This is a genomic window from Kaarinaea lacus, assembly GCF_975902315.1.
The window spans coordinates 1-4951 of record NZ_CDLKIE010000223.1; the positions used below are offsets into that span (position 1 = coordinate 1).

3 protein-coding genes are annotated in these 4951 nt (G+C 44.6%); all 3 read right to left on the reverse strand.

Annotated elements, in window-relative coordinates:
- Positions 1-1577 (reverse strand): LysM peptidoglycan-binding domain-containing protein (locus ACWVCM_RS06620; RefSeq protein ID WP_455200939.1); only part of this gene is annotated, 1577 nt, incomplete at its 3' end.
- 562 nt (positions 1578-2139) lie between these two features.
- Complete coding sequence (locus ACWVCM_RS06625; RefSeq protein WP_455200940.1) at positions 2140-3963, reverse strand: adenosylcobalamin-dependent ribonucleoside-diphosphate reductase; 1824 nt, start codon at positions 3961-3963, stop codon at positions 2140-2142.
- A 51-nt stretch (positions 3964-4014) separates the two neighbouring features.
- Positions 4015-4746: a DUF72 domain-containing protein gene (locus ACWVCM_RS06630; protein WP_455200941.1), complete on the reverse strand. Its 732-nt coding sequence runs from the start codon at positions 4744-4746 to the stop codon at positions 4015-4017.
- Positions 4747-4951: the final 205 nt, after the last annotated feature.

The window sequence follows — 4951 nt, forward strand, 5'->3', positions numbered from 1 at the left end:
CTGACTGTATATGTATCACCATCAAGCTTGGCAAGTATCAATCTTTGGCCGGGATAGATTCTGTTTTTATTGCGGATATTATTCATCGCCTGCAGTTCTCTGGGGCTCATGCCATAGCGACGGGCAATCCGGTCAATGGTATCGCCTCGGCGTACTTTATAAGTACCGCCGGCTGGCAATGCTCGCGGTTCGACTTTCGGCGAGCGTTTTTCCGCAACTTGTACTTTACTACTACGTGATTTTTTACCGCCTCGGCCTTGAGGTAACCTTAATACCTGGCCCACGTAAATACGATGTCGACTACGCAGGTTATTTACAGCCATCAGGTCACTGACTCTAACGCCATAGCGGGCTGAGATTGTAGAGAGGGTTTGACCGCGACGTACCCGGTGATAACGGTCCGGCTTCTGTTTTGCGTACATTACGCTACCGGATAGTTTAGCAACGATATCATGGGCCGTTGCTGCATGAGCAACAGTGCGGCGATCGATCTTTAGCTCGTAGCCTTTGGGAATATATTTATTACCATTCCAAACCGCAGGTCGTAAAGCGGGATTAGTTTCCATCAACTCCTTGCGAGGAATATTTAATTTCTTTGCCAGGGTGCTGGCATCGATGTAGCCGGGAATCTTAACGATTTCATAGTCGACAGGGGGCTCCATATTAAGCTTGCCGAAATATTTTTCCGGATCACTATCAATTTCTACTGCGGCAAGGAAGGCAACGTAGAAGTTGCGTGAGGCGAAACCGAAAGTGCGACTTTTGTATTTACGCAACACGGTAGTGATGTCGGTAGTACCCAGTTTTACTGCCGCCCGGCGCATACCGGCGGCGCCATGGTTATAAGCGGTGATTGCCAGGGGCCAGGCGCCGGTAACGGCATAGTTATTTTCCAGTAACCGGGCGGCGGCCACGCTTGCGGTGAAAGGATCCATACGCTCGTCCAGCACGTGATCGACGCGCATAAATCGGCGTCCCGTGGAACGCATGAATTGCCACATGCCAGCTGCGCCCACCTTGGAATAAGCCCTGTGGTTAAAGGAGGATTCTACGTGTGGTAGAGAAGCAATCTCGCGTGGCAAACCCATTTCGTCGAGCGTTTTGAGAATGTATGGTTTCCATGCGCCAGAGCGAATCAGGCCAGCGCGAAACTTGTTGGATTGACCTAACTGGAACCGAACGCGTTCTTTGGCTCTGCGAAATTCTTTATTACTGGTACCTTTTGGCCACAGGTTCAGGACGCGTTGCTCTTCGGCAGTAAGGCCAGTGCGTTTACCTTTTGATAGTTTGTGTAGTATGTTGCGGTACTTCTTTTTAATCTTCTTAACGTAGTTGCGGCGGGCTTTTCTGCTGGCTTTTTCTGGAAGGCTGATTTTTTGGTAGACTACGTCAAGATTCTTGTCATCATGAATGAGGCCTTGATTGGTCGAGACTTCTGTATAAATCCGTTTCCAGAAGGCTACATCATGCTCAATGGCTGCTGGCATAGGAAACAGGTTATCGTTACGCGCAAAACCATCCAGCGAGTAGCCAATTAGAATAAAAAATATAAGTACCGCGCAACGTCTTGTCATCATAATTCTACTTCTACCGTGGTTTGTGAATTTACCGACCTGGATTTGCTGCCATGAAAAAAAATTGTGCGTTGGCTTCAGAACAACGTAGGAGAATGTGGAATGGATATGATTCCTCAAAGCGCTCAGAGTAGCACAAATTATCCATATTGGTCTAAAACTCTTTATATCCTAAGAAGTTACACTACGTATCCAAAGTATTTAGATCGAAAACATCGATTTCGTGCAAACTTATTTCCCCCTGTGCTCATTCCATAAGCTTTTTGCGCTAGATTGGCGTGACGCTAATTTAATAGAAATTAGGCACACTGAGCTCAGATAGGTTCCTAATGCCAATACACTATTTTCGGCAATCGGTGTTGAGTCTTAAGCAAAATTTTTGTATTTACCGGCAAGTTTAATCCTTTGAAAAACAATGTAATACAAAATTTTTAACCAGACTTTGATGAAGTTCATGTTTCATACGAGGAAATCACGGCGTATTAGCGTGAAATGAGGGTGGCCAGCTAAATGTGGTGTCGATTATGTCTACTGTGAATGAATATTTAATCAGGCAACAGTGGCATCAACCAGGTATTTCACAACATGTCTTTGATATCAGGTCGTGGGGATGGGAACTGAGAATTTCTCCTGTTACTGGATTGGGCCTAAAGGTCGTGCAGCCTTTTAATCCTTTTTCATAAGCTAACATATAAAGACGCTTATATTCATCGTAAGCGTAGTCTTGCGGAATATTAATCGTTTTGGATACCGCGTTATCAACATATCGTTGAATTAACGACTGCATTTCAATATGGACTTGTGGTTCCAGTTGGTGAGCAGTGATGAATACCCCGGGAATAGTATCAGCGGTTTTATTTTTCTCCCGCCAGCAATGGTATGCATAGTCTTCCATCGTATATTTCGCAGCACTGCCGTCACCATTAAGCACAGTGCGTTCATAACTCAGATTGAATATAGGCTCGATACCACTGGAAACATTGTTGGCTAATAAACTGATTGTTCCGGTGGGAGCGATTGCAATCAGATGACTGTTTCGTATGCCATACTTTTCGATTTCTGAGTGGATCGTATTTGGCAGGCTACGTATAAACCGGCTTTTTAGATATTTTTCCTTATCGAAAAATGGAAATGGTCCGCGTTCCCTGGCCAGTGCTATAGATGATAAATAGGCTTCGTGGGTGAGGGTTTGCATTAAGTGCCTGGTCCATTCATGAGACGCTTTATCACCATACCGATATCCCAACATAACGAAGGCATCGGCCAGACCGGTAATACCAAGGCCAATGCGCCGTGAACCATGCGCCTGCTCCTGCTGCGCTTGCAAGGGGTAGTCAGAGAGATCAATAACGTTGTCCAGCATTCTCACTGCCGTTTTAACAGTAGCTACAAATGCATTTTCATCGAACTTACAATGTTCGCTGAATGCATTATCAATAAACCGAGTCAGGTTTAATGATCCCAGATTGCAGGCGCCGTAGGCTGGTAACGGAATTTCACCGCAGGGATTAGTTGCAGCGATGATTTCCCGGTAATAAAGATTGTTGTACTCGTTTATGCGGTCAATAAACAATATGCCTGGCTCGGCGTAATCATAGCTGGCACGGGTAATCTTTTCCCACAAAGCGGTAGCAGATACTGTTTTAATAATTTTACAGGGGATTTTATTTTTGCTGTCTGACCATGTGCGATACACGATGTCTGATTTATCGATGATGGACGATTTATCAGTAACCGGGAATACCAGCGGCCAATCTTGTTGTTGTTTTACCGCGTCCATAAAGGCGTCTGTGATGAGTACCGAAAGATTAAAGTTCCTTAACGATGCTTTGTCTTTCTTTGCATCAATAAAGGTTTCAATATCCGGGTGGTCGCAGCGCAGGGTAGCCATCATAGCGCCTCGTCGATTACCCGAGGACAAAACTGTCTTACACATGGCATCCCAGGTATGCATGAAAGATACGGGCCCTGACGCAACGCGTCCGGTCACATTGGCAGGCATGCCTTCCGGGCGCAAGGTGGAAAAGTCATAACCCACACCGCCACCGAGTTGCATTGTCAAAGCACCTTCTTTTAATGCGTTAAAAATGCCATCGATGGAATCTTCGATGGTGCCCATAACGAAGCAGTTAAATAGCGTGACTTTGTGTTGCGTGCCGCAACCGGCCTGAATACGTCCTCCGGGCAGGAAGGTAAAGTCTGAAATTGCCTGATAGTACTGTTGTTGCCAAAATTTCTTATCTTTTGACTCAAGTTTGGCTAATGTTCTGGAGATACGTTGCCAGGTGTCGTTAATCGTCTCATCGAACTCGCGGGTTTGGTCCCGGTACCGATAGTTGCGGTCCCAGACCAATTTTGATAATTCATTTTGATAAAACACGTTGTCCATACGTAAAGAATAGTAATTTGAAACAGGATAGGGAAGTATTGATGTTAAATGTTAAACCTGAAGCAGTTTTTGCAACGACAATGCGTTAAATGGTGCTTTGACTTCTGCGTCATTGTCAAAATAAATAAACACATCCTGTCCCTGTTTCAGCCATCGCTTTGTCTGGCCAGCCCATTTTTCCAGCTTTGCGACAGAATAGTTGGATACGTAAGTTTGGGGCTTTCCATGCAGGCGAACGTATACAAAGTCAGCAGTGACGCATTGCCAGAGTGGCCAGTCACCGGCATCGGATTGACAAACAGCAATGTTGTGTTGGCTGAGCAGGTCGGCCACCTCGTCCTCAAACCATGAACTATGCCGAAATTCTATCGTATGTCGTACCGAATTCCAGTTTTTCAGGGCATCAATAAACTGGCTCAGACGGTTTATATTCATTTTAAAGTTACCGGGTAGTTGCCATAGTACAACTGCCAGTTTATCGCCAAGTTCGTTTGCATGTTGTTTTTCCAATGCAATTGAGTCATCTGCGTTTCTCAGTCTTTTCGTATGTGTTAAATAACGGTTAGCTTTAATCGCAAAGCGGAATTTGTCGGGTGTCTCCCGGTACCAGTGTTGAAATGTTTTCCTGGATTGTAAGCGATAAAAGGTGCTGTTGACTTCGATACTGTTAAATTGACTCGCACAATGAGAAAGCCATCGACTTGAGGGGAGATTATTATAGAAACGAGGTTTCCAGTGTTGATAATTCCAGCCACTGGTACCAATGTAGGAATTTGATGACACGCTTTTACCTGCTAGTCCGAATCCGGATTTAAATTAGTATTTAATAATAAACATTTTTACCTGCAGCAGTAAATCACCTATAAAATGAATGAAAAAATATACTGGATATATGCCTTTGTTTCCTATTTATCCCTGTACAAGCTTTATTTATTGCATGTACTGCTTATATTACGGGAAAACAGAAGATCGATTACTATGGTATGAA